Source organism: Azospirillum sp. UENF 112521 (genome assembly GCF_058780665.1).
Window position 1 is genome coordinate 137,981 of record NZ_JBSNCI010000004.1, and the last position, 22,736, is coordinate 160,716.

Consider the following 22,736-nt stretch of genomic DNA (forward strand, 5'->3'; position numbering starts at 1 on the left):
GGCTTTCCGGTCGGACGGGATGGAAGCGGATCGTCAGACCAGAACGGTCTCGCTCTCGTCCACCGGCAGGTCCAGCGTCTCCTCGAACTCGGTGACGCTGTCGATGTCGGCGCCCATCGAGATGTTGGTCACCCGCTCCAGCACCAGCTCGACGACGACCGGCACCTGATACTGGTCCATCCAGGCCTGGGCCTGGGTGAACGCCTCCTGGATGCGGTCGGGCTCGGTGACGCGGATCGCCTTGCAGCCCAGCCCTTCGGCCACCGCGACATGGTCGACGCCATAGACGCCGATCTCCGGCGCGTTGATGTTCTCGAAGGACAGCTGGACCTGGAAGTCCATCTGGAAGGCGCGCTGCGCCTGCCGGATCAGGCCGAGATAGGCGTTGTTCACCAGCACATGGATGTAGGGCAGCTTGTGCTGGGCGCCGACCGCCAGTTCCTCGATCATGAACTGGAAGTCGTAGTCGCCGGACAGGGCGACGATGCGCCGCTTCGGATCGGCCACCCGCACGCCGAGCGCCGCCGGCAGGGTCCAGCCCAGTGGGCCGGCCTGGCCGCAGTTGATCCAGTGGCGCGGCTTGTAGACGTGCAGGAACTGAGCGCCGGCGATCTGCGACAGGCCGATGGTGGTGACGTAGGTGGTGTCCTGGCCGAAGGCGCTGTTCATCTCCTGATAGACGCGCTGCGGCTTCATCGGCACCTGATCGAAGTCGCTGCGGCGGTGCATCGACCGCTTGCGGCCCTGGCAATCCTTGACCCAGCCGGCGAGATCCTTGAAGCGGCCCTCGGCCTTCCACTCCTTCGCGACTTCGATGAACAGGTCGAGTGCCGCGCCGGCATCCGACACGATGCCGAGGTCGGGCATGAAGACGCGGCCGATCTGGGTCGGCTCGATGTCGACATGCACGAACTTGCGGCCCTTGGTGTAGACCTCGACCGAGCCGGTGTGGCGGTTGGCCCAGCGGTTGCCGATGCCCAGCACGAAGTCCGACTTCAGCATCGTCGCGTTGCCGTAGCGGTGGGCGGTCTGCAAGCCCACCATGCCGGCCATCAGCGGATGGTCGTCGGCGATGGTGCCCCAGCCCATCAGGGTCGGGATCACCGGCACGCCGAGCAGCTCGGCGAACTCCACCAGCTTGTCCGACGCGTCGGCGTTGATGATGCCGCCGCCGGCCACGACCAGCGGACGTTCCGCCGCCGCGAACATCGCCAGCGCCTTCTCGACCTGGGCACGGGTGGCGGACGGCTTGTAGACGGCCAGCGGCTCGTAGGTCTCGTCGTCGAACTCGATCTCGGCCATCTGGACGTCGATGGGCAGGTCGATCAGCACCGGGCCGGGACGGCCGCTGCGCATCAGGTGGAAGGCCTGCTGGAAGACGTAGGGCACCTGCGCCGGCTCCAGCACGGTCACCGCCCATTTGGCGACCGGCTTGGCGATGTCGGCGATGTTGATCGCCTGGAAATCCTCCTTGTGCAGGCGGGCACGCGGCGCCTGGCCGGTGATGCACAGGATCGGGATCGAGTCCGCGATGGCCGAGTAGAGGCCGGTGATCATATCGGTGCCGGCCGGGCCGGAGGTGCCGATGCACACGCCGATGTTGCCGGCCTTGGCCCGGGTGTAGCCTTCGGCCATGTGCGAGGCCCCCTCGACATGGCGGGCCAGCACATGGCGCATCGTGCCGCGCCGCTGCATCGCCGCATAGAAGGGGTTGATCGCGGCGCCCGGGACGCCGAAGCAGACGTCGATGCCCTCCCGCTCCAGCACCCGCACCGCCGCTTCCGCCGCCGTCATTCTCGCCATCGCTCGACTCCTCACCAAACGCGATTGTTGCTGAGGACAGCTAAGCGCGCGGATGGTGGGTACGGCAAATCAACGGGTTGCCTTTTCCACAGGCTGGAAAGCAGCGCCGAACGGGGAGGAGCGTCAGCTGCCGCGATATGTGGAGTAGGCCCAAGGCGAAACCAGCAGCGGCACATGGTAATGCTGGGACGCATCCTTGATGCCGAAGCGCAGCGGCACCTCGTCGATGAAGTCCGGGCCATCACCGTCAATGGCGCCCGAGATCGCGCCGATGCGGCGGAAATACTCGCCGGCCATGAACAGCAGCTCGTAGCGGCCGGACTTGAAATCCTCGCCCTGGAGCGCCGGGGCGTCGAGCCGGCCGTCGGCGTTCGTTGTGAACTCGCCGAGAACGGTGCCGGTGTCGAGCGAGGTCAGGCGGATGCGCATGCCCGGCGCCGGGCGGCCGGCGGCGATGTCGAGGACGTGGGTGGTCAGGCGGCCCATGGGGTACGGTCTCCGCAACGATGCATCTCTGGATGCCGCAGCTTAAGCCCAGTCCCCTCCCCTGCCCACCCGCGAAAATCCGGAAACTGTCTTCACCCCCGCGCCCAATCGGCCGATTGAACCCCCTGCCGCCAATGGCTTAGCGTAGGTTCCGCTTCGACCGCAGCGTGAAGGCGAGACGACGATGACCGACACCGCCCATCCCCAGGGCTATCCCCGCGACATGATCGGCTATGGCGCCACCCCGCCGCAGGCCAACTGGCCGGGCGGCGCCCGCGTGGCGGTGCAGTTCGTCATCAATTACGAGGAGGGCGGCGAGAATTGCGTCCTCCATGGCGACGCCGCGTCGGAGGCCTTCCTGTCGGAGATCGTCGGCGCGCAGCCGATCCCCGGCGCCCGCCACATGAACATGGAGTCGATCTACGAATACGGCTCCCGCGCCGGCTTCTGGCGGCTGCACCGCCTGTTCACCGAGCGCAACCTGCCGGTCACCGTCTATGGCGTCGCCATGGCGCTGGAGCGCAATCCCGAGGTGGTCGCCGCGATGAAGGCCGCCGGCTGGGAGATCGCCACCCATGGCTGGCGCTGGATCGACTACCAGCATCTGCCGGCCGAGGTGGAGCGCGAGCACATGCTGCGCGCCATCGAAATCCACACCCGCGTGACCGGCGAACGGCCGCTCGGCTGGTATCTCGGGCGGTGCAGCCCGAACACCTGGCGGCTGGTCGCCGAGGAGGGCGGCTTCGTCTACAACGCCGATTCCTATGCCGACGATCTGCCCTATTGGGACGACAGCCATGGCCGGCCGCAGCTGATCGTGCCCTATACGCTCGACGCCAACGACATGCGCTTCGCGACCAACCAGGGCTTCAACAGCGGCGACCAGTTCTTCGCCTATCTGAAGGACAGCTTCGACACGCTTTATGCGGAAGGCGAGACGGCGCCGAAGATGATGTCCATCGGCCTGCATTGCCGTCTGGTCGGGCGTCCCGGCCGCGCGGCGGCGCTGGCGCGTTTCCTCGACTATGTGCGCAGCCATGACAAGGCGTGGGTGGCGACCCGGCTCGACATCGCCCGCCACTGGATCGCCGAACACCCCTACACCGCGACGTGAGAACGCAGATGCCCTACAGCCTGGACGACCTGAACCGGATGGACCGCGCCGACTTCGTCGCGGCGCTGGGTGCGGTGTTCGAGGACAGCCCCTGGGTGGCGGACGCCGCCTGGGACAAGCGCCCCTTCGCCGATGCCGCGGCCTTGCGCGCGGCGATGACCGGCATCGTGCGCAGGGCGGGGACGGAGCGGCAGCATGCCTTGATCCTGTCCCACCCCGACCTTGCCGACCGCGCCAGCCGCCCGGCCAATCTGACCGCCTTCTCGCAGACCGAGCAGGCCAAAGCGGGCCTGAACGAGCTGACCGAGGCGGAGGCCCAGGAACAGCGCGACCTGAACCGGGCCTACCGGGAACGCTTCGGCTTCCCCTTCATCATGGCGGTGCGCTTCAGCAGCAAGCAGGAAATCCTGGCGGCGATGCGCGAGCGCGTGGCGAACGAGCCCGATGTCGAATTCGGCCGAGCGCTGGAGGAAATCTACAAGATCGCCGGCTTCCGGCTGGACGATCTGGTGAAGGGATAACACCCACTCCAGAAACGAAAAAGCGCGCCGCCCCAACCGGAGCGGCGCGCTTTTTCCGTCGCAGTGTCCGTTACGCTTCCATCGCCTTGACGACCTCTTCGGTGACCTTCTTGGCGTCGCCGAACAGCATCATGGTGTTGGGGCGGAAGAACAGCTCGTTCTCGACACCGGCATAGCCGGCGGCCATGCCGCGCTTGATGAAGAACACCGTCTTGGCCTTCTCCACGTCCAGGATCGGCATGCCGTAGATGGCGCTCGTCGGGTCGGTCTTGGCCGCCGGGTTGGTCACGTCGTTGGCGCCGATGACGAAGGCGACGTCCGCCGTGCCGAAGTCGCGGTTGATGTCCTCCAGCTCGAACACCTCGTCGTACGGCACGTTGGCCTCGGCCAGCAGCACGTTCATGTGACCGGGCATGCGGCCCGCCACCGGGTGGATGGCGTACTTCACGTCGACGCCCTCGTGCTTCAGCGCGTCGGACATTTCGCGGAGCGCATGCTGGGCCTGGGCCACCGCCATGCCATAGCCGGGCACCACGATCACCGACTGGGCATTCTTCATGATGTAGGCGGCGTCCTCGGCAGAGCCGGCCTTGACCGAACCCTGCGGACCCTTGGCACCGGCCGCGGCACCCGCCGCCTCGCCGCCGAAGCCGCCGAGGATGACGTTGAAGATCGAGCGGTTCATGCCCTTGCACATGATGTAGGACAGGATCGCGCCCGAGGATCCCACCAGAGCGCCGGTGATGATCAGCAGGTTGTTCTGCAGGGTGAAGCCGATGCCGCAGGCCGCCCAGCCGGAATAGCTGTTCAGCATCGAGATGACCACCGGCATGTCGGCGCCGCCGATCGGCAGGATCAGCAGGAAGCCCAGCGCCAGCGCCACGATGACGATCAGCCACATCGCGACATCGGCGTTCGACTGCACCAGCCAGCCGATCAGGATGACGGTCAGCACGCCGAGCGCCGCGTTCAGCGGATGCTGCATCGGGAAGACCAGCGGCTTGCCGGTGACCAGACCCTGGAGCTTGGCGAAGGCGACGATGGAGCCGGTGAAGGTGATGGCACCCACCGCGGTGCCCAGCGCCATCTCGATCAGCGAGCCCTTGGCGATGGCGCCGCGGAGGCCGATGCCGTAGGCCTCCGGCGAGTAGAAGGCGGCGAGCGCCACGAAGACGGCGGCCAGACCGACCAGCGAGTGGAAGGCGGCGACCAGCTGCGGCAGCGCCGTCATCTCGATCTTCTTGGCCACCACATAGCCGATGGCGCCGCCGATGGCGATGCCGAGCACGATCATCCAGTAGGACTGGACGATGGGCGAAGCCAGCGTGGTCAGGATGGCGATGGTCATGCCGACCATGCCGTAGATGTTGCCCTGGCGCGAGGTCTCCGGGCTGGACAGCCCGCGCAGCGCCATGATGAAGCAGATGGAGGCGACGAGATAGAGAAGGGCGGACAAGGTTTCCATGGTCTTACTTGCCCTTCTTCTTGAACATGGAGAGCATGCGCTGGGTCACGAGGAAGCCGCCGAAGATGTTGACGGATGCCAGGATGACGGCAAGGAATCCCAGGACCTTGGAGAAACCGAAGCCGGCCGGGCCGGCGGCGACGAGCGCGCCGACGATGATGACCGACGACACGGCGTTGGTGACGGCCATCAGCGGCGAATGCAGGGCCGGAGTGACGCGCCAGACGACGTAATAGCCGACGAAGCAGGCCAGAACGAGCACCGTCAGGCCGGTGACGAAGAAGCTGCCATGGCTTGCCGCCTCGGTCACCGGGACCGGCGACAGCTGCGCCACCTGCACGGCCAGCGCGTCGACCTGATTGGTCAGCGCCGCCAGGGTCTGGCGGAACGCGGCGATGTTGCTTGCGGGATCCGGGTGTTCCATGGGATCCGCCTCCTCACGCGGGTTGCGCTTCGCGGGCGTCCGCGAAGGCAGGATGCACGATGGCGCCGTCGCGGGTCAGCGCGATGGCCTTGACGATCTCGTCGTCCCAGTTGACGGAGACGCCCGTTTCCTTGCCGTGCAGCGACGTCAGCAGCGCCAGCAGGTTCTTGGCGTAGAGCAGCGAGGCGCTCTCGGCGATGCGGCTGGCATAGTTGGCGTGGCCGACGATCTTCACGCCGTTGGCCGTGGTCACCACCTCGCCCAGCTTGGCGCCCTCGACGTTGCCGCCCTGCTCCACCGCCAGATCGACGATCACCGAACCCGGCTTCATCGACGCCACATGCTCCGCCGTCACCAGGATCGGCGCCTTGCGGCCGGGGATCAGTGCTGTGGTGATGACGAGGTCCTGCTTCTTGATGTGCTCGGCGACCAGGGCTGCCTGCTGGCGCTTGTAGTCGTCCGACATCTCCTTGGCATAGCCGCCGGCGGTCTCGGCCTGCTTGAACTCGTCGTTCTCCACTGCGACGAAGCTGCCGCCCAGCGACTGAACCTGCTCCTTCACCGCCGGGCGCACGTCGGTGGCCGAGACGATGGCGCCGAGGCGCTTGGCGGTGGCGATGGCCTGGAGGCCGGCGACACCGACGCCCATGATGAAGGCTCTCGCCGGCGGCACGGTGCCGGCGGCGGTCATCATCATCGGAAAGGCGCGGCCATATTCCGAGGCGGCATCGACGACGGCCTTGTAGCCGGCGAGGTTGGCCTGGGAGGACAGCACGTCCATGACCTGGGCACGGGTGATGCGCGGCATGAACTCCATGGCGAAGGCGTTGACGCCGGCATCGGCGTAGGCCTTCACATGGTCGCGGCTGTTGTAGGGATTGAGGATGGCGAACAGCAGCGCGCCCTTGCGGATCAGCGCCAGTTCGTCCTCACCACCTTCCGCAGCGATGAGCGGGCGCTGGACCTTCAGCACGATGTCGGCATCGGCCAGCGCCGAAGCCTGGTCGGCGGCGATGGCGGCCCCCGCCGCCTCAAAGGCTGCGTCAGGAAGGCTGGAACCGAGGCCGGCCCCGCTCTCCACCACCACATCCAGACCGAGGGCTTTGAATTTCTTGACGGTTTCGGGAGACGCGGCGACGCGGCGCTCGCCCGGGCGGCGCTCCCTGGGTATCGCGATCTTCATGTCGTTTTGCTTTCGAAGGCCGGCCTTGGCGGCGGGCAATAATCGGCCCGCGTCCGGGCCAGGGCCGGATCAGGGCGGGCAAGCGCCGAAGCGGCAACTCGGGTGGGGCGGCGGACATGCGCCGGCCCCACCCGCAACACTCACTGGTTGGCAACGACCGGGAAGTCCCAGCCCTCGGCGGCCGTGGCGGCGGCCGTGGCGGCAGCCGTTGCAGCGGCGACCGGAACGCCCTCGCCCGACAGCTCTTCCAACTGGCGGCGGATCAGGTCGCGGACGCTGACGACGCCGACCAGGGTCGAGCCTTCCAGAACCGGAACATGGCGGATGCCATGCTCGTCCATCAGGCTCAGCACATGGCGCACGGAGTCCGACGGGCTGCAGCAGTAGGGATCGCGCGTCATCAGCGCCGACACCGCCTGCTCCAGGATGGCGGGACCGCGGTCGACCAGAGCGCGGACGACGTCGCGTTCGGAAATGACGCCGACCACCGTGTTGCCTTCGGTGCGGCAGACGTCCTTGACCACCAGCGCGCCGGTGTTCTCCGCCTTCATCAGGCGCAGCGCGGTGGAGACCGTTTCATTGATGCGCACCATTCCGATGCGCGTGCCCTTCTTGCGGAGAATGTCCTCGACCTTCATGACGCTCCACCCCCCTTGAGGCGGCCGGCGCGGACCCTGTCCGGGTTTGCGCCGGCCGCGTCGCCTGACTTTGGTTGCCCTGACTTGGTTATTGGGCCGCCACCGCTTCCGGCGTGCGGGCGGGAGCAGCGGGCTGCGGCCGGCTGTAGCAGCCGGCGGTCTCGCCGCGCTGCTTCACCAGCGCCAGCACCACGTCGATGGTCGGCGTCGGCACGCCCACCATGCGGCCCATCTCCTGCACCACCGACAGCAGCGGGTCGATCTCCATCGGCCGGCCGCGCTCCAGATCCTGGAGCATCGAGGTCTTGTGCGCGCCCACCGCGGCAGCGCCGTTGATGCGGCGCTCCACATCGACGCGGAAATGGACGCCCAGCTTGTCGCCGATGTCCTTGGCCTCCAGCATCATCGCCTTGGCGACGGCGCGGGTGTCGGCGTCGCCGCAGATGACTTCCAGCGTGCCGTGGGTCAGCGCACTGATCGGGTTGAAGCAGAGGTTGCCCCACAGCTTCAGCCAGATCTCGTCGCGGATGCGGTCCAGCACCGGCGCGCGCAGGCCGCCGGCCTCCATCGCCTTCGACAGGGCGACGACGCGGTCCGACTTCGACCCGTCCGGCTCGCCGAGGGAGAATTTGTCGCCATAGACATGCTGGATGACGCCCGGTTCCACCACTTCGGTCGCCGGATAGACGACGCAGCCGATGGCGCGCTGCGGACCCAGGCCGTTCCATTGGACCGAGCCCGGATCGACGGTTTCCAGCGTGCGGCCGTCGAACTCGCCGCCGGTGCCGTAGAAATACCAATAGGGAATGCCGTTGACCGCGGTGACGACGGCGGTGTGGTCACCGAGCAGCGGTTGCATCGCGGGCACGACACCGGGGACGGAGTGGGCCTTCAACGCGACGATCACATAATCCTGCGGGCCGAGTTCGGCCGGGTTGTCGGTGCAGCGGGGGTGGACGACGGTCTTCTCCTCCCCCATCAGCAAGGTGACGCCGTTCTCGCGCATCGCCGCCAGATGCGCGCCACGCGCCACCAGACTGACTTCGGCACCTGCCTGATGCAGGCGAACGCCGAGGTAGCCGCCGATGGCCCCGGATCCGTAGATGCAGATCTTCATGCCGGATTCCCCTCTCCCCCGATTTCACTTTTTGAATGCTGTGGGGCTGGACGACGCCAGCCTGCCCACACCGGCCGCATCCATCGGCTGACCGGTTGCTTTGCAGCGGCATCCAACAGTCTGTCGCGCAAACTGTGTCTGGAGTTTGGTATACCACATACCGTATGTCAATGCGGAATGTGGGGGCACGGTTGAGATTGCGGACGCCGTCCACACCCGGTCCGGATCAGGCTCCATTCGCAAAAAAGTACAGGGTCAGCACCGTTCCGATGATGACCACGAAGGTCTTCAGAAGCTTGGGATCGACCCGCTTCGCCCCCATGGCGCCGGCATAGCCGCCAACCACCGCCGCCAGGGCCATCGCCACGGTTTCCGGCCAGGACACGGCGCCCGCGACGATGAAGGTGCCGACCGCCGCCGCGTTCATCAACATCGCCAGCAAAAGCCGCAACCCGTTCATGGCGTGGATGTCGCGCAGCCCGAACAGGGTCAGCGCCGCCAGCATCAGGAAGCCGATGCCGCCGCCGAAATAACCGCCATAGATCGAGATCAGGAACTGCACCACCAGCACGCTGCGCCCGCCCAGCCGCAGCCGGGACACGATGCCCGGCGCATAGGCGCCGATGGCGAAGACGGAGGTGGCGAACAGCAGAAGCCAGGGCACGAAGCGGGCGAAGGTCGCGTTCGGCGTCACCAGCAGAAGCAGCGCGCCCACCAGCCCGCCGACAAGGCTGAGGGCGGCGAAGACCGGGACATTGACCTGGCCGCCGGCGGCGATCTCCCGGCGATAGGCCCAGCTGCTGGCCGCCTGCCCAGGAAACAGCGCCACGGTGCTGGAGGCGTTGGCGGCCACCGGCGGCACGCCGGCGAACAGCAGGGCCGGAAAGGTGATGAAGGCGCCACCCCCGGCGACGGCGTTGAGCGCGCCGGAACAGAAGGCCGCCAGCATCAGGACAAGAATACCCAACATGACCGACCCACCCCTTTCGATCCGTGTTGACGATGCAACCCGTATTCTGTATACAGAATATCAGTCTCCCAGCGTTCTCTGCCGGGACCTGTCAGTCGGAGGTGCGGGTCGTGGATGCGGTTCACGGCCTGCCCCCCAAAACGCGACAAACCGACACCGGGACCAATGCGGTGGTCCCGATGCCGGTTTGTCGTTTTTTTTCGGCGGTAACTGTTCCGCCCTTATTGAGAGTTCCGGCTGGCCCCCCGGTCAACGGGAACTCTCTCGGCGGACGGTCCGCGGTGCTTTCAGTCGGCGCCCTCGGCCGCCAGCTTGCCGACCGGCTGGGTGGTGTCCTCGGCGATCTGGCGGGCACGCATCGGCTTCAGGACGAACAGGGCCATGAAGGCGGCGATGGCGTTGACCGCGGCGGCGAAGAAGAACACCGCCTGCCAGCTGCCGGTGGAGGACACGATCACGTTGGCGAAGGGAACGACCAGCGACGCGGTGCCCTTGGCGGTGTAGAGCAGGCCGGCGTTGGTGGTGGCGAACTTCGAGCCGAAGCTGTCGGCGCAGCAGGACGGGAACAGGCTGTAGATCTCGCCCCAGGCGAAGAACACCAGACCGGTCAGGATGACGAAGGCGACCGGGTTGTGACCCCACTGGTTCAGCGCCAGGATGCCGACCGCTTCGATGGCGAAGGCGACGAACATCGTGTTTTCACGGCCGATATGATCGGACACCCAGCCGAAGAACGGACGGGTCACGCCGTTCAGCACGCGGTCGATGGTCAGGGCGAAGGTCAGCGCCGGCAGGGTCAGGCCCATGATGCTGACGGGCATGCCGTCGAGGTGGAAGTCCTTGGCGATCGGGCCGAGCTGGGCGGTGGCCATCAGACCGCCGGCGGCGACCATGACGAACATCAGGTACATCACCCAGAAGACCGGCGACTTCAGCGTCTCCTGCGGGGTGTAGTTGCGGCGGCTCTGAACGATGTTGCTCTTGGTCTTCGGCAGCAGGGCCGGGTCGGCTTCCTTCAGGAACCAGGCCAGCGCGAAGACGATCAGGCCCTGGCCCAGACCGAACACCAGGAAGGTCTGCTCGAAGCCGGAGGTCTGGATCATGTTGGCGATCGGAACGACCGTCAGGGCGGAACCGGCGCCGAAGCCGGCGGCGGTCAGGCCGGCGGCCAGGCCGCGGCGATCCGGGAACCACTTCAGCGCGTTGCCGACGCAGGTGCCGTACACGGCGCCGGCACCGACGCCGCCCACGGCCGCACCGATGTAGAGCAGCGCCAGCGAGTCGGCGAACGAATTGATGACCCAGGCCAGGGCGCACAGGATGCCACCGACCACGACGACGATGCGGGGACCGAACTTGTCGACGAACCAGCCCTCGACCGGCACCAGCCAGGTTTCGGTCACGACGAAAATGGTGAAGGCGATCTGAATGGCGGCACGGCCCCAATGATACTTTTCATCGATGGGGTTGACGAACAGCGTCCAGCCATATTGCAGGTTCGCAATCATCGACATGCAGATCACGCCGATGACCAACTGCATCCAGCGGCCGCCGAGCGGTGCTCCCTGCGCCTCCGAATTCGTATGCTGCATCTTCTATCTCCTCCTAGGAAGCGGTTCTCTGCCGATTCGGGCGTCGCTTCTGTTTTGATGCTTTAGGCGTTTTCTTTGGGTGTCTTCTGAGATGCTTCGGAATTTGATGCTGTTGTTTGCTCTGAGTGACAGCGCGGCGGGGATGCGGCCCCGGGGCGCTGCACTGCTGTGGGAGGCGGATTTTCGCCCCCCGCCAAATCGGTGCGGTCCTGATCCGATCTGGAATTATCAATATGGTATACCAGATGCCGAATGCCGCGCAAGCGATTAGTGGAAGGCACGAACTGTTTCCGCAGGCTGCATTCGTGTCGCTGCGGGGCCTGCTGCCGGCTATTGGTTTTCCGGCACGCGGAAAGTGTGGCAGGCCAGCTTTCGGCCGGACAATCTACTGGCATATGGTATGCCAGCGCCAGGGACGGACCGCCGGCGCCGATGCCATCCGGGCAGAACCCATATTGATAAGGAGTCGACCGCCATGGACCAGCAGCAGAACATTGAGATCGTCGTGGCGCGTGACGATGCCGATATCGCCGCCAGCTACCCGATCATGAAGGAGCTGCGGACCCACATGACCGACCCCGAAGCCTACCGCGCGCAGATCCGCCGCCAGATGGACGACGGCTACAACCTCGCCCTGCTGCGGCTGGATGGCGAAATCGCCGGCTGTGGCGGCTTCCGCGTCCACGAGACGCTGTCGCGCGGTCGCTATATGTATGTCGAGGATCTGGTGACCAGCTCGGCCAAGCGCTCCTACGGGCTGGGCGACAAGCTGTTCGACTGGCTTGCCGGCGAGGCGCGGGAGCGCGGCTGCGCCCAGATGGAGATCATCTCCGGCATCCAGCGCGGCGAGGCCCACCGCTTCTACCACCGCAAGCGGATGACCATCAAAAGCTTCCAGCTGGTGCTGCCGCTCGCCTGACCGGGGAAAGACACCCGAAGACCGGAAACGAAAAAGACGGCCCTTGGGAGGCCGTCTTTCTCACGATGACAGGAAGGAAGAGGCGCGGATCAGAAGGCGCGCGGGAAGCTCGCCCAGGCCGGACCCGGCGGCAGTTCGTCTTCGGGTTCCTTGAGATCGGCTTCGGTCGGATTGGCGAGGCGAAGGGGGGCTGAGGAGAAATCGCGCTGCGTCTTGCCCGCATTGGCGATCTGCATCGACAGAATGTAATGGACCGTGCCGCCGAAGACGGACAGCACAAGCGCCAGAACCAGCATTTCCAACATGTTCATCGCTCCAGTGTCTCGGTGGGGTGCTTTTTTGTTTGGTCGGCTTCGGCGTGACCGTTCCGTTATGACGCAGCGCAGCAATTGGTTCAAGTTTTTTGGTATACAAGGTACATGATGCCGGACATGCGCATACCGCATGCCTCCGTCCATTTGCATGCGCAACAAACATATCGCATTACCAACTGTTGCGCTGTGCTGCGTTGGTATCATGAGCCAACAGAGCGCAGCCCGTTGCGCTGCACCATCGTATGAGACGGCCTGAAAATTAGGGCCGCCGCCAACATTGGCCATCGAAATTGTTTGATTGGCGTACAGTATTTGGCATACCATATTCAAAGCAAGACGCCCGGCCGGGCGCCCTGCCGGCCCTGAAGACGGGCCGCCCCACAGATGGCTTTCCCGCCAGCCGCAGCCGATCAGGAGTCCCGCCATGAAGGTCGAACACATCCTGCGCACCAAGCAAGCCCGCGTCGTCGCCGTGCGGACCAGTGCGACGGTCGCCGACGCCATCCGCCTGATGAAGGCGGAGAACATCAGCGCCCTGGTCGTCAAGGACGTCTGCCGCACCGAAGGCAACACGCTGGCCGGCGTCCTGTCGGAGCGCGACATCGTGCACGCCCTGCTGGAGCGCGGCAGCTCGCTGATGGCGATGCCGGTGTCGCAGCTGATGACGCGCCAGCCGGTGACCTGCGCCCCGTCCGACAGCGTGCGGCAGGCCTTGCAGCTGATGGAGCAGCACCACATCCGCCATCTTCCGGTTCTGGAGGACGGTCATCTGGTCGGCGTCGTCAGCGCCCGCGACTTCACCCGGCTGCAATTGCAGGAGCTGGACGGCACCGTCACCGCGGTCGCGGAGCCGCCGTCCGCGGCCACCTACGCCCACTGATCCGTCTTACCCACCCCACCCGACCGCGGCGCCGCCGGCACATCCAGTCCGGCGGCGCCTTTGCCATGGGAGTGACCCTCCGTGACCACCCTGATCTTCACCCATCACGACTGCTTCGCGCACGACACCGGCCCCGGCCACCCGGAGGCGCCGGAACGGCTGGCCGTGGTGTGGCAGGTGCTCGATCGGCCGGAGTTCCGCGACCTGGAGCGCCGGTCCGCTCCCGAAGCGGATGTGGAACAGCTGTCGCGCGTCCATGAACGCGCTTACGTCGATGCGGTTCTGGCCGCGGTCCCGGCCGACGGCTATCAGCGGCTGGACGGCGACACGCTGCTGTCGCCAGGGTCGCGCGGCGCGATCCTGCGGGCGGCCGGGTCGGTCTGCGCCGCGGTCGATGCCGTGCTGGCCGGCGAGGCGACCAACGCCTTCTGCGCGGTGCGCCCCTGCGGCCACCATGCCGAACCCGCCCGCGCCATGGGGTTCTGCGTCTTCAACAACATCGCCGTCGGGGCGGAGCATGCCCGCAAAATCCATGGGCTGACCCGCGTCGCGGTGGTCGATTTCGACGTGCATCACGGCAACGGCACGCAGGCGATGTTCGCCGACGACCCCAACCTGTTCTTCGCCTCGACCCACCAGTCGCCGCTCTATCCCGGCACCGGCAATTCCTGGGAGCGCGGCGTCGACGGCAACATCCTGAATCTGCCGCTGGAGCCCTACAGCGGCTCCGTCGAGTTCCGCCAGGCGGTGGAGCGCGTCATCCTGCCGGCGCTGGAGGCGTTCCAGCCGGAACTGCTGCTGATCTCCGCCGGCTTCGACGCCCACAAGCGCGATCCGCTGGCGCAGCTCGGCCTCACCAACGAGGATTTTGAATGGGTGACGCGCAAGCTGGTCGAGCTTGCCGACCGCGTCTGCGGCGGCCGCGTGGTGTCGGCGCTGGAGGGCGGCTATGACGCCACCGGTCTGGCGGAAGGCTGCGCTGCCCATCTGACGGCGCTGATGCGCGCCTAAGGAGCGCTGGATGGGGAGCAGGCGCGCAAGCCTGCCCCCTGTCCTCTCAATCCGTCGCCTGCCCCACCCCGCAGGCGCGCGCCCAGTCCAGCAGCCGGGCGGTCGCGCCGTCCGGGGCCGGCCGCTGCAACGGGGCCGCCCCCAGCACCACGGCGCCGTTGCTGCCGTCGATGGTCAGCAGGTCGCCGGTGCGGATGGTCACCTCGCCGACCCGCATCACCCCCTCCTCGACATCGATGCGGAGCATGCGGGCGCCGCAGACGCAGGGCCGGCCCATGCCGCGGGCGACCGTTGCGGCGTGGCTGGTGAAGCCGCCGCGGGCGGTGACGACGCCAACCGCGGCCTGCATGCCGTGGATGTCCTCCGGCGAGGTTTCCGGCCGGCACAGGATCACCGGTGCCCCGCCGCGCGACAGCCGCACCGCCTCGTCGGTGGTGAAGGCGGCCCGGCCGGTGGCCGCTCCGGGCGAGGCCGGCAGGCCGGTGGCGATGGCCGCCGCCAGCGCATCGGCCGTCAGGGTCGGGCGCAGCAGCTCGTCCAGCGCCTGCGGATCGACGCGGCGCACCGCCTCGTCGCGGGCGATGATCCCCTCCTCCGCCAGATCGACGGCGATGCGGACCGCCGCCTCGGACGACCGCTTGCCGCTGCGCGATTGCAGGATGAACAGGCGCCCGCCCTCCACCGTGAACTCGATGTCCTGCATGTCGGCGAAGGCACGCTCCAGCCGGTCCGCCACCGCGCAAAGCTCGGCATAGGCCGACGGCAGGCGGCATTCCATGGAGCGGCCGGGATTCGCTTGGCTGGCGCTCAGCGGGTCGGGGTCGCAGGTACCGGACACCACATCCTCGCCCTGGGCGTCGGCGAGGAACTCGCCGCACAGGCCGGGGGCGCCGGTCGAGGGGTCGCGGGTGAACAGCACGCCGGTGCCGGAATCAGGCCCGCGGTTGCCGAACACCATGGCCTGCACCGTCACCGCCGTTCCCAGATCCTCCGGAACGTCGTGCAGGGCGCGGAAGGCCACCGCCCGCGGGTTCATCCAGGACCGGAACACCGCCGCCACCGCCAGACGCAGCTGTTCGGCGGGATCCTGGGGGAAGGGCCGGCCGCAACGGGTCTCCACCAGCCGCAGGAAGGACGGCAGCAGGGTGCGCCAGTCCTCCGCCGTCAGGTCGCCGTCGCGCTGGAGCGCCCGCTCCTCCTTGTGCTCGTCCAGCAGCGCCTCGAACCGGTGGCCGGGCACGCCCATCACCACGCAGCCGAAGGACTGGACCAGCCGGCGATAGCAGTCATAGGCGAAGCGCGCGTCGCCCGACGTCGCCGCCAGCCCCTCGACGCTGCGGTCGTTGAGGCCGAGATTGAGGATGCTGTCCATCATGCCGGGCATCGACACCGCCGCACCGGAGCGGACCGACAGCAGCAGCGGACGCTCGGCATCGCCGAAACGCCCCCCGGCCTGCCGTTCCAGCGCCAAAACGGCGCCGTCGATCCGCTCGATCAGGCCGACCGGCAGCGCATCCTGCGCCCCCAGCCCGCGCCCGGCCTCCGCGGCGATGACGAAGCCCGGCGGCACCGGAATGCCCAGCGCCGCCATCTCCACCAGACGCGCGCCCTTGTTGCCCAGCCGCCCGACATCGGCCCGGCCATCGCCCGGTCCGGCGCCCAGCCCAGCCCCGAAGGGCACGATCACGTCCGGTACGGCGGCCCGAACGAGAGCGGCCGGGACGAGCGCGGCGGGATGGCGGAGCGTGGCGATGTCGGGAGCGGTCAAGCTGTTCATGATGCACTCAACATGGGTTCGGCCGGCCCGTCGAAGGCCATCAGACGCAGCAGCCGGTGCAGTCCATCCGGATCGTCGTTCTTCCTGTCCGCAGTCCGGGCAAGATGCGCCCGCTGCCCGTCACCGGGTCCTCCGGCACGGACGACGCCATCGCTCAACAGCCGCAGCAGCGGTTCGGCCCGCGCGCAGGCCGCATCGCTGCCGCCCAGATCGATGGCAAAGCCGGGGATAAAACCGGGAGGGAGCGGCGCATCGGCGGTCAGCACCCCCATGCCGGACAGCCGCGCGGCGTTGGCCGAAGCCTCGGCGGGCGGGATGCGGGACAGGTCGATCACCAGCGTGCCCGGCGGCAGTGCGCCGGCAAAGCCGTCGTTCGCGAAACGGGCGTCGCCGAACAGGGCGGCCTCGACCGCGCGGACATCGGGCAACAGCATCATCACGACGTCGCACATCCCGGCCTGGTGACGGAACGCGCCGCGGCCATGGCGGTCGTGATGCAGCCGGTGCCCGGCCTGCCGCAGCCTATCCATGATCGCATCGGCCATCTCCCCGTTTCCGACGAACCCGACATCCATTGCGCGATCCTCCTGCCTCCGCCCCTGCCGCCATTCCCCTCAGCGGGATCCGGCACCGTGCGTCAGTCTGGAGATTGATTGCGCATTCCGCGTCGCACAATAGCACCATCGCGCAATTTTCACATCGCGGAAACCGGTTCCGACTTACCTAATCTTACCCAAGCCTAACATTTTCGGCCGGGGTCTCCAGTGGCGAAAAGCCGCAGCCCTCCGGAATGCGGAGCACCGGACCGGTCGGGGTTTCAACCAGACGCGGCATGATCGGCGGCGGAAAGTCGGGCCCGGGACGGCCAAGGGCCATCGCCGCCGCCCTGTCGGCACAGTCCGCCAGCCGCAGCAGGGTCATCCGGGTGGCGTAGACCAGCCGCCGCTGTCCGGCCCCGGCCTCCGCCAGAAGGCGGCGCGGGCTCGCCCACAGGGTTCCGACCGCCTCGCCGCCGTCGCAGACCGGCTGCTGTCCCTCCGGTGCCGGAGCCAGATAGAACAGCGTGTCGAAGCGGCGCGGCAGCGTCTCCGGCGTCACCCAGCGTGCCAGCGGCGCCATCCGGTCGAGGGCGGGGACAGCCCCTGCCCGCGCCAGCGCCGCGGCGAATCCCTCCCCCGCCGCCAGCGCCCGGCGCAAATCGTCGAGAGCGCCGGACGCAAGCGGATCGCGGGACAGCAGCACGCCGCATTCCTCCGCGCACTCCCGCAAGGCGGCGACGCGATGCGCCAGATCGGCCGGCGGGTCTCCATCCGGCCAGAACCGACGCCACTGCGGATCATGGTCCATCGCCTCCAGCCGGCCGCCGGGGAAGACGGTGGCGCCGGCGGCGAAGCGCAGGCCGGCATGGCGTTCCATCACCAGCAGTTCCAGCCCCTCAAGCCCGTCCCGCAACAGGATCAGCGTGGCGGCGGGATGGGGTGGAACGGGGCTTTGCGGCGCGGTCTCGGGCATGCCCCAGTGTCGCCGACGGGCCGGCCGGCTGTCCATGTGCGGCAGGTGGAACCACTCTCACGATGCGGAATAAGGATCGGGCGCCGTTTGACCGTCCGGCCTAGGACTTCCAGCATCGGGCCAACACCGACCCTCAACTCATCATCGTTCGCCAGTCCCGCCCCTTTTCGCAAAGGGCCGGGCGGAGGAAGGCTGTCGTCATGCCGTTTCACCGCAGCACAAAGATCGTCGCCACGCTGGGCCCCGCCAGCTCGTCGGAAAGCCAGATCACGGCGCTCGCCCGGGCGGGCGTGAATGTCTTCCGCCTGAACGCCAGCCACGGCACCCAGGCCGAACATGCGGAGCGCTTCGCCCGCATCCGCGCCGCCGAAAAGGCCATGGGCCGGCCGATCGGCGTCCTGCTCGACCTCCAGGGGCCGAAGCTGCGGGTCGGCACCTTCGGCTTCGGGCCGGTGGATCTCGCCATCGGCGACCGTTTCCGCCTGGATCTCGACCGCCGGCCGGGCGACAGCCGCCGCGTTTGCCTGCCCCACCCGGAGGTGTTCGCCAGCCTGGAGGCCGGCCTGGACCTGCTGCTGAACGACGGCCGCATCCGTCTGCGCGTTCTGGACTGCGGCCCCGACTTCGCGGAGACCGAGGTGGTGGCCGGCGGCACCCTGTCCGACCGCAAGGGCGTCAATGTGCCGGGTGCGGCGCTGGCGCTGAGCGCCCTGTCGGAGAAGGACCGCAGCGACCTCGCCTTCGGGCTCGACCTCGGGGTCGACTGGATCGGCCTCAGCTTCGTCCAGCGGCCGGAGGACATCCTGGAAGCGCGCGAGCTGATCTGCAACCGCGCGCATGTGATGACCAAGATCGAGAAGCCGGCAGCGTTGCCGACACTCGACCGCATCATCGAGCTGTCGGACGCGGTGATGGTGGCGCGCGGCGACCTCGGCGTTGAACTGCCGCCGGAGGACGTGCCGGGCCTGCAGAAGAAGATGATCCGGCTCAGCCGCGCCATGGGCAAGCCGGTGATCGTCGCCACCCAGATGCTGGAATCGATGGTGTCGGAGCCGACCCCGACCCGCGCCGAGGCCTCCGACGTCGCCAACGCCGTCTATGACGGGGCCGATGCGGTGATGCTGAGTGCGGAGTCCGCCTCCGGCCGCTATCCGGTCGAGGCGGTCGCGATGATGGAGCGCATCGTCCGCCGGGTGGAGGGCGACCCGCTCTACCGCCGCATCATGGATGCCGACCATCCCAGCCCGGAGGCGACCGCCCCCGACGCGCTGACCGCCGCCGCGCGACAGGTGGCGGAAACCATCAGCGCCGCCGCCATCGTCACCTACACCACCACCGGCTCGACCACGCTGCGCGCCTCACGCGAGCGGCCCAGCGTGCCGATCCTCGGCCTCAGCGCCAACGAGGCGACGGCGCGGCGGCTGTCGCTGGCCTGGGGCGTCCATGCCGTGCTGACCGACGACGTGGCGAATTTCTCGGAGATGGTCGGCCGTGCGCTGACGGCGGCGGCGGAGACCGGCATCGGCAAGTCCGGCCAGTCGCTGGTGATCACCGCCGGCGTTCCCTTCGGCACGCCGGGCAAGACGAACTCGCTGCGGGTGGTGACCATCGACGGCGACGATGTGCCGAAGCTGGAAACGGCGCAGAAGGAGGCGGTGCCCGCTTGAAGGCGAGCTGCGGCCAGGGCGGCGGGAACCGCCCTGGGCCCGGTCCTCACTCCCAAACAGTCATTCCAGGAAGTCGCAGTGCTTCTCCACATGCGCGGCCAGACCCATGGTGTGCTCGCGCACTAGCCGTTCGGCGAGGTTGGCGTCGCGGTCCTCCAGCGCCTTGATGATGGCGCGGTGGTCGTGGATGGAGCGCTCGGCCCGGTCCTCCTGGCCGATGGTCAGCTTGCGGATCGCCCGCATGTGGATGAACAGGTTGTCGGTGACGTCCTGGATCAGCTTCGACCCGCTCAGCTGGATGATGCTCTTGTGGAAGGCGATGTTGGCGTCGGAATATTCGCCGACATGGTCCTTCGGGCTGCGCTGCTCGAAGCTGCCGAACAGGTCCCACAGCTTGTGGATCTCGGCGGCCGGGGCATGGTCGGCGGCCATGCGGGCGGCCATGCTCTCCAGTGCAGCCCAGACCTGGATCATCTCGACGATCTCGGTCTTGGTCTTGCGGACGACGAAGATGCCGCGGCGCGGCTGCAGGCGGATGAAGCCCTCCTGCTCCAGCAGGGTCAGCGCCTCGCGGATCGGGGTGCGGCTGACGCCGAGCTTGTCGCTGAGCTGCCGCTCGTCCAGCCGGATCTCGCGGTCATGGTCATAGATGTCCATCTCCGTGATCGCCTGCTTCAGCGCGTGATAGACCTGACTGCGGAAGGTGGTTCCGGTGTCGAGGGGCTGGACGTTGAGAGCGGGAAAGGTCATGGAGTGGATGTCCTCATGTCTCGCCGGACGTTGCGGCGCCGCCAGGCGGGTCCCCGGTTCGGGACCTTCGGCGTTTTCGTATCCTACATACCAGATGCATGCAAGGCGCTGAAATGTCCAGGGGGACAGGCGTGAAGCGCGCCGACGGCCGGCCTCAGCGCGGCAGATCGTCCCCCGCCGCCGCCAGCGCCGCCAGCAGAGGCTTGAGCGCCTGCGCGTCGCGCATCGCCAGCCCCATCACCGCAACGCCCGCGGCCCCGGCCGCCCGGCATCCGGCCACCGCATCCGCCCGGTCGAGACCACCCAGCCCGATCACCGGCACGCCGCAGCGCGCCCCGAGATCCACCCATCGCCGCACACCCGCCTCGCCCAGGCAGGGCCCGTAGCCCGGCTTGCTGGCGGAGGGGAAAACCGGCGAGACGGTCACATAATCGACCTGCCCGGCCGCCCGCTCCATCGCCGCCGCACCGTCCGAGTCGTGGAGAGACAGCCCGATCAGGGCCCCGGCCCCGAGCAGCGCGCGCGCCGCCGCCGGATCGCCGAGGGCTGGCAGATGCACCCCGTCCACGCCGGCCGCGGCGGCCAGCGCCGGATCGCCATGCAGGGTGACGCGGGCTCCCCACGGACGGGCGCATGCAATCAGTGCGCGAGCCAAATCCAGCCTTTCCCTATCCGGCAAGTCCTTGTCCCGCAAGGAGAGCCAGCGCACGCCACAGGCGAACAGACGCTCCGCCACCTGCGGCATCGGCCGGTCGGCCAGCCGGCGGTCGGTGATCGCCAGCAGCGGCGGCTCGGGCAATGACAGGGGATGTGAGACGGGAGGTGAAATGGCACCGCGTCCTTCCGTTGGGCCGGTCATCATCGCAGGGCCCGTCTCTTTCGGCCAGTTCCGAGACGGTCATTTTCCCACTCTGCGGAAATCCAATGGATACAAATCGACAATCCGCATGCCCGTTGTCCGTCCGGCAAATGGTTCGTATTGACATCATCCGTCAAACTGATGATCGTAGGGGCGGGCATGGGGCATTTGGCATGCCAGCAACCCTAAGTTGGTGGTAGAGAGCCCCAGCCCGTCACCTTTTTTCCGGACCGGACCTCAGAACGCAACGATGCGGCCACACCAACACTGCGGCCACGCGGGAGCCCGGGGTCCGGCAATCCGAACGAAACATGTCGCCGAACAGAACATGTCGGGTGCAATGGGGAGGAAGGACATGGTGCGTGACACGCACGGCAATACGGCCCAGGTCGCACCCTGGGGCGGGCGCTGGATGCAGCTGGCCATTGGCATCGTCTGCATGTCGATGATCGCCAACCTGCAATATGGCTGGACCCTGTTCGTCGAGCCGATCGACGACAAGCATGGCTGGGGCCGCACCGCGATCCAGGTGGCCTTCACCATCTTCATCGTCACCGAAACCTGGCTGGTGCCGGTCGAGGGCTGGTTCGTCGACAGGTTCGGTCCGCGCATCGTCGTGCTGGTGGGCGGCGCGCTGTGCGCCCTGTCCTGGGCCTTGAACGCGGTGGCGGATTCGCTGACCCTGCTCTATCTCGCCGCGGTGATCGGCGGCATCGGCGCCGGCGGCGTCTATGGCACCTGCGTCGGCAATGCGCTGAAATGGTTCCCCGACCGCCGCGGTCTGGCCGCCGGCCTGACCGCCGCCGGCTTCGGCGCCGGCTCCGCCCTCACCGTCGTGCCGATCGCCACCATGATCGAGACCTCGGGCTTCGAGAACACCTTCATGACCTTCGGGCTTGGCCAGGGGATGGTCATCCTGGTGCTGGCCTGGTTCATGGCCGACCCGCCAAAGCACGGCTACGGGCAGGCGCGCGGCGGCTCCGCCCCGCAGCGCCGCCACTACACCCCGCAGGAGATGCTGCGGACGCCGGTCTTCTGGATCATGTACGGCATGTTCACCATGGTCGCCGCCGGCGGCCTGATGGTGACGGCCCAGCTCGGCCCCATCGCCACCGACATGGGGCTGATCGATGCCCCGGTCAGCATCCTGGGCCTGACCCTGCCGGCGCTGACCTTCGCGCTGTCCATCGACCGGGTGATGAACGGCATCACGCGGCCCTTCTTCGGCTGGGTGTCCGACCATATCGGGCGCGAGAACACCATGTTCATCGCCTTCACCATCGAGGCGGTGGGCGTGATGGCGCTCAGCGCATACGGTGCCGACCCGGTCGCCTTCGTCATCCTGACCGGCCTGGTGTTCTTCGCCTGGGGTGAGATCTTCAGCCTGTTTCCGGCCTGCTGCGGCGACACCTTCGGGTCGCGCTTCGCCGCCACCAACGCCGGCCTTCTCTACACCGCCAAGGGCGTGGCCGCGCTGCTGGTGCCCGTCGGCAACCTGATGGTCGAGGCGACCGGCAGCTGGCAGACCGTCTTCTACAGCGTCGCCATCGTCAACGCGCTGGCCGCCTTCCTCGCCCTGTTCGTCCTGAAGCCGCTGCGCGCCCGCTATGTCGCGGCGGCCAGCAACACCGCCCCGCGCCTGACCACCCGGCTGGCCGACTGAAAACCAAACGAACGGCTGCACGAGCCGCCCGGCCTCTGCGGACAGTCCGCGGGGGCCGGGCTTCTTTTTTG

General features: G+C 67.8%; 22 protein-coding genes. 7 read left to right on the forward strand and 15 right to left on the reverse strand.

Annotated features, from left to right (window positions below; translation table 11 throughout):
• Positions 1 to 33 precede the first annotated feature (33 nt).
• Positions 34 to 1,803 carry a glyoxylate carboligase gene (gene gcl / locus ACWPN8_RS21350; RefSeq protein WP_492242197.1) on the reverse strand — a complete coding sequence of 590 codons (1,770 nt, stop codon included), beginning with the start codon at positions 1,801 to 1,803 and terminating at the stop codon, positions 34 to 36.
• A 123-nt stretch (positions 1,804 to 1,926) separates the two neighbouring features.
• Complete coding sequence (gene uraH / locus ACWPN8_RS21355; RefSeq protein ID WP_492242198.1) at positions 1,927 to 2,289, reverse strand: hydroxyisourate hydrolase; 363 nt, start codon at positions 2,287 to 2,289, stop codon at positions 1,927 to 1,929.
• Between the two features lie 184 nt (positions 2,290 to 2,473).
• On the opposite strand from uraH, the gene puuE reads away from it, so the two are divergent.
• A complete protein-coding gene (gene puuE / locus ACWPN8_RS21360) occupies positions 2,474 to 3,403 on the forward strand; it encodes an allantoinase PuuE (protein WP_492242199.1) in 930 nt (309 codons plus the stop codon).
• Between the two features lie 8 nt (positions 3,404 to 3,411).
• Positions 3,412 to 3,924, forward strand: coding sequence for a 2-oxo-4-hydroxy-4-carboxy-5-ureidoimidazoline decarboxylase (uraD, locus tag ACWPN8_RS21365; RefSeq protein ID WP_492242200.1), 513 nt, complete (start codon positions 3,412 to 3,414; stop codon positions 3,922 to 3,924).
• 70 nt (positions 3,925 to 3,994) lie between these two features.
• Here the strand turns inward: uraD and ACWPN8_RS21370 are convergent, their stop codons facing one another.
• From ACWPN8_RS21370 to oxlT (ACWPN8_RS21400), 7 genes are all read right to left on the reverse strand, one after another.
• Positions 3,995 to 5,389, reverse strand: coding sequence for an NAD(P)(+) transhydrogenase (Re/Si-specific) subunit beta (locus ACWPN8_RS21370; RefSeq protein ID WP_492242201.1), 1,395 nt, complete (start codon positions 5,387 to 5,389; stop codon positions 3,995 to 3,997).
• A 4-nt stretch (positions 5,390 to 5,393) separates the two neighbouring features.
• Positions 5,394 to 5,813, reverse strand: a complete 420-nt coding sequence (locus ACWPN8_RS21375) for an NAD(P) transhydrogenase subunit alpha part 2 (protein ID WP_042704241.1) — start codon at positions 5,811 to 5,813, stop codon at positions 5,394 to 5,396.
• Positions 5,814 to 5,826: 13 nt separating this feature from the next.
• Positions 5,827 to 6,996 carry a Re/Si-specific NAD(P)(+) transhydrogenase subunit alpha gene (locus tag ACWPN8_RS21380; protein ID WP_492242202.1) on the reverse strand — a complete coding sequence of 390 codons (1,170 nt, stop codon included), beginning with the start codon at positions 6,994 to 6,996 and terminating at the stop codon, positions 5,827 to 5,829.
• Positions 6,997 to 7,136: 140 nt separating this feature from the next.
• Positions 7,137 to 7,634 (reverse strand): CBS domain-containing protein, encoded by a 498-nt coding sequence (locus ACWPN8_RS21385; RefSeq protein WP_109447008.1) that lies wholly within the window; start codon positions 7,632 to 7,634, stop codon positions 7,137 to 7,139.
• A gap of 88 nt (positions 7,635 to 7,722) precedes the next feature.
• Positions 7,723 to 8,751, reverse strand: coding sequence for a 2-dehydropantoate 2-reductase (locus ACWPN8_RS21390; protein WP_109447006.1), 1,029 nt, complete (start codon positions 8,749 to 8,751; stop codon positions 7,723 to 7,725).
• 226 nt (positions 8,752 to 8,977) lie between these two features.
• The gene (locus ACWPN8_RS21395; protein ID WP_492242203.1) at positions 8,978 to 9,721 is read right to left on the reverse strand and encodes a sulfite exporter TauE/SafE family protein; all 744 of its coding nucleotides are present in this window, start codon (positions 9,719 to 9,721) and stop codon (positions 8,978 to 8,980) included.
• A gap of 287 nt (positions 9,722 to 10,008) precedes the next feature.
• On the reverse strand, positions 10,009 to 11,313 hold the full coding sequence (gene oxlT, locus ACWPN8_RS21400; protein ID WP_109447002.1) for an oxalate/formate MFS antiporter: 1,305 nt from the start codon (positions 11,311 to 11,313) through the stop codon (positions 10,009 to 10,011).
• A gap of 475 nt (positions 11,314 to 11,788) precedes the next feature.
• Between oxlT (ACWPN8_RS21400) and ACWPN8_RS21405 the strand changes: the two genes are divergently transcribed.
• Positions 11,789 to 12,232, forward strand: coding sequence for a GNAT family N-acetyltransferase (locus ACWPN8_RS21405; protein WP_085084000.1), 444 nt, complete (start codon positions 11,789 to 11,791; stop codon positions 12,230 to 12,232).
• 89 nt (positions 12,233 to 12,321) lie between these two features.
• On the opposite strand, the gene ACWPN8_RS21410 is transcribed toward ACWPN8_RS21405, so the two are convergent.
• On the reverse strand, positions 12,322 to 12,543 hold the full coding sequence (locus ACWPN8_RS21410; protein WP_109446998.1) for a hypothetical protein: 222 nt from the start codon (positions 12,541 to 12,543) through the stop codon (positions 12,322 to 12,324).
• Between the two features lie 427 nt (positions 12,544 to 12,970).
• On the opposite strand from ACWPN8_RS21410, the gene ACWPN8_RS21415 reads away from it, so the two are divergent.
• The gene (locus ACWPN8_RS21415; protein ID WP_492242204.1) at positions 12,971 to 13,426 is read left to right on the forward strand and encodes a CBS domain-containing protein; all 456 of its coding nucleotides are present in this window, start codon (positions 12,971 to 12,973) and stop codon (positions 13,424 to 13,426) included.
• An 81-nt stretch (positions 13,427 to 13,507) separates the two neighbouring features.
• Positions 13,508 to 14,437 (forward strand): histone deacetylase family protein, encoded by a 930-nt coding sequence (locus tag ACWPN8_RS21420; protein WP_492242205.1) that lies wholly within the window; start codon positions 13,508 to 13,510, stop codon positions 14,435 to 14,437.
• Between the two features lie 46 nt (positions 14,438 to 14,483).
• On the opposite strand, the gene ACWPN8_RS21425 is transcribed toward ACWPN8_RS21420, so the two are convergent.
• The 3 genes from ACWPN8_RS21425 to ACWPN8_RS21435 form a co-directional block, all read right to left on the reverse strand.
• Positions 14,484 to 16,214, reverse strand: a complete 1,731-nt coding sequence (locus tag ACWPN8_RS21425) for a pyruvate, phosphate dikinase (RefSeq protein ID WP_492242206.1) — start codon at positions 16,212 to 16,214, stop codon at positions 14,484 to 14,486.
• Entirely contained in the window at positions 16,211 to 16,759 is a 549-nt protein-coding gene (locus ACWPN8_RS21430) for an NAD(P)-binding domain-containing protein (RefSeq protein WP_492242207.1), read from the reverse strand. Before ACWPN8_RS21430 ends, ACWPN8_RS21425 begins: the two co-directional genes overlap by 4 nt.
• Positions 16,760 to 16,943: 184 nt before the next feature.
• Positions 16,944 to 17,726, reverse strand: a complete 783-nt coding sequence (locus ACWPN8_RS21435; RefSeq protein WP_492242208.1) for an NUDIX hydrolase — start codon at positions 17,724 to 17,726, stop codon at positions 16,944 to 16,946.
• A 200-nt stretch (positions 17,727 to 17,926) separates the two neighbouring features.
• On the opposite strand from ACWPN8_RS21435, the gene pyk reads away from it, so the two are divergent.
• A complete protein-coding gene (gene pyk / locus ACWPN8_RS21440; RefSeq protein ID WP_492242209.1) occupies positions 17,927 to 19,393 on the forward strand; it encodes a pyruvate kinase in 1,467 nt (488 codons plus the stop codon).
• 60 nt (positions 19,394 to 19,453) lie between these two features.
• Here pyk and ACWPN8_RS21445 read toward each other — a convergent pair whose 3' ends face one another.
• Both ACWPN8_RS21445 and ACWPN8_RS21450 read right to left on the reverse strand, forming a co-directional pair.
• Complete coding sequence (locus ACWPN8_RS21445; RefSeq protein WP_109446984.1) at positions 19,454 to 20,143, reverse strand: GntR family transcriptional regulator; 690 nt, start codon at positions 20,141 to 20,143, stop codon at positions 19,454 to 19,456.
• 154 nt (positions 20,144 to 20,297) lie between these two features.
• Positions 20,298 to 20,942 carry a thiamine phosphate synthase gene (locus tag ACWPN8_RS21450; protein WP_492242210.1) on the reverse strand — a complete coding sequence of 215 codons (645 nt, stop codon included), beginning with the start codon at positions 20,940 to 20,942 and terminating at the stop codon, positions 20,298 to 20,300.
• Between the two features lie 415 nt (positions 20,943 to 21,357).
• Between ACWPN8_RS21450 and oxlT (ACWPN8_RS21455) the strand changes: the two genes are divergently transcribed.
• Positions 21,358 to 22,665: an oxalate/formate MFS antiporter gene (gene oxlT, locus ACWPN8_RS21455; protein ID WP_492242211.1), complete on the forward strand. Its 1,308-nt coding sequence runs from the start codon at positions 21,358 to 21,360 to the stop codon at positions 22,663 to 22,665.
• Positions 22,666 to 22,736 lie beyond the last annotated feature (71 nt).

Excerpts from the sequence above, each read along its gene's own strand:
- ACWPN8_RS21430 (WP_492242207.1), bottom strand. The coding sequence starts at position 16,759 with ATGGCCGATGCGATCATGGATAGGCTGCGGCAGGCCGGGCACCGGCTG.
- ACWPN8_RS21380 (WP_492242202.1), bottom strand. The coding sequence starts at position 6,996 with ATGAAGATCGCGATACCCAGGGAGCGCCGCCCGGGCGAGCGCCGCGTC.
- pyk (WP_492242209.1), top strand. The coding sequence starts at position 17,927 with ATGCCGTTTCACCGCAGCACAAAGATCGTCGCCACGCTGGGCCCCGCC.
- ACWPN8_RS21390 (WP_109447006.1), bottom strand. The coding sequence starts at position 8,751 with ATGAAGATCTGCATCTACGGATCCGGGGCCATCGGCGGCTACCTCGGC.
- ACWPN8_RS21385 (WP_109447008.1), bottom strand. The coding sequence starts at position 7,634 with ATGAAGGTCGAGGACATTCTCCGCAAGAAGGGCACGCGCATCGGAATG.
- ACWPN8_RS21395 (WP_492242203.1), bottom strand. The coding sequence starts at position 9,721 with ATGTTGGGTATTCTTGTCCTGATGCTGGCGGCCTTCTGTTCCGGCGCG.
- ACWPN8_RS21415 (WP_492242204.1), top strand. The coding sequence starts at position 12,971 with ATGAAGGTCGAACACATCCTGCGCACCAAGCAAGCCCGCGTCGTCGCC.
- ACWPN8_RS21370 (WP_492242201.1), bottom strand. The coding sequence starts at position 5,389 with ATGGAAACCTTGTCCGCCCTTCTCTATCTCGTCGCCTCCATCTGCTTC.
- ACWPN8_RS21425 (WP_492242206.1), bottom strand. The coding sequence starts at position 16,214 with ATGAACAGCTTGACCGCTCCCGACATCGCCACGCTCCGCCATCCCGCC.
- puuE (WP_492242199.1), top strand. The coding sequence starts at position 2,474 with ATGACCGACACCGCCCATCCCCAGGGCTATCCCCGCGACATGATCGGC.
- gcl (WP_492242197.1), bottom strand. The coding sequence starts at position 1,803 with ATGGCGAGAATGACGGCGGCGGAAGCGGCGGTGCGGGTGCTGGAGCGG.
- oxlT (WP_109447002.1), bottom strand. The coding sequence starts at position 11,313 with ATGCAGCATACGAATTCGGAGGCGCAGGGAGCACCGCTCGGCGGCCGC.
- uraD (WP_492242200.1), top strand. The coding sequence starts at position 3,412 with ATGCCCTACAGCCTGGACGACCTGAACCGGATGGACCGCGCCGACTTC.
- uraH (WP_492242198.1), bottom strand. The coding sequence starts at position 2,289 with ATGGGCCGCCTGACCACCCACGTCCTCGACATCGCCGCCGGCCGCCCG.
- ACWPN8_RS21375 (WP_042704241.1), bottom strand. The coding sequence starts at position 5,813 with ATGGAACACCCGGATCCCGCAAGCAACATCGCCGCGTTCCGCCAGACC.
- oxlT (WP_492242211.1), top strand. The coding sequence starts at position 21,358 with ATGGTGCGTGACACGCACGGCAATACGGCCCAGGTCGCACCCTGGGGC.
- ACWPN8_RS21435 (WP_492242208.1), bottom strand. The coding sequence starts at position 17,726 with ATGCCCGAGACCGCGCCGCAAAGCCCCGTTCCACCCCATCCCGCCGCC.
- ACWPN8_RS21410 (WP_109446998.1), bottom strand. The coding sequence starts at position 12,543 with ATGAACATGTTGGAAATGCTGGTTCTGGCGCTTGTGCTGTCCGTCTTC.
- ACWPN8_RS21405 (WP_085084000.1), top strand. The coding sequence starts at position 11,789 with ATGGACCAGCAGCAGAACATTGAGATCGTCGTGGCGCGTGACGATGCC.
- ACWPN8_RS21445 (WP_109446984.1), bottom strand. The coding sequence starts at position 20,143 with ATGACCTTTCCCGCTCTCAACGTCCAGCCCCTCGACACCGGAACCACC.